At 68.6% G+C, this 513-nt stretch carries 1 protein-coding gene; it reads right to left on the reverse strand.

Annotated features, from left to right (window positions below; all coding sequences use genetic code 11):
- A partial coding sequence (locus ACYVDE_RS26025) for a tetratricopeptide repeat protein (protein WP_460504389.1) occupies positions 1-513 on the reverse strand: 513 nt, incomplete at both ends.

Genomic DNA, 513 nt, shown 5'->3' on the forward strand with positions numbered 1-513 from the left:
GCCGTGGCTTGCGCCTGGCGGGCGTAGGCTTCGGCCTTGGCGGGCTGGCCCAGCTGCTCGGCAATGCGCGCCAGGCTCACCAGCGAGAAAACGGCATTATCCTGGTCGCCGGCTTCCCGCAAAAGCGTTAATGCCCGCTCCAGCGTGCGCTGGGCTTCGGGCAGGCGCTTTTGCTGCTCCAGCAGGTCGGCGTAGGCACTCAGCAGCGTGCCCAGCTGGGCCTTCTCGCCGCTACCCTCCGACACGCGAATGGCTTCGCGAAACAGCGGCTCGGCCTTGGGCGAGTGCAGGCTCATGTAGCCGTTGGCCAGGTTGGTGAGGCAGTCGGCCAGCAGCCCCGGGCTGCCGGCCCGCCGCACCAGCGGCAGGGCCTGCTCCAGGTACTCGATACCGCGCCGGTATTCGTAGCGGCGCAAATACACGTTGGCGATGTTATTCAGGCAATTGACTTGCAGCGCGGTATCGCGCAGGGCCCGGGCCTGGCGCAGGGCCGGCAACAGGGCGGCCAGCGCC

It is taken from the genome of Hymenobacter agri, from assembly GCF_054778495.1.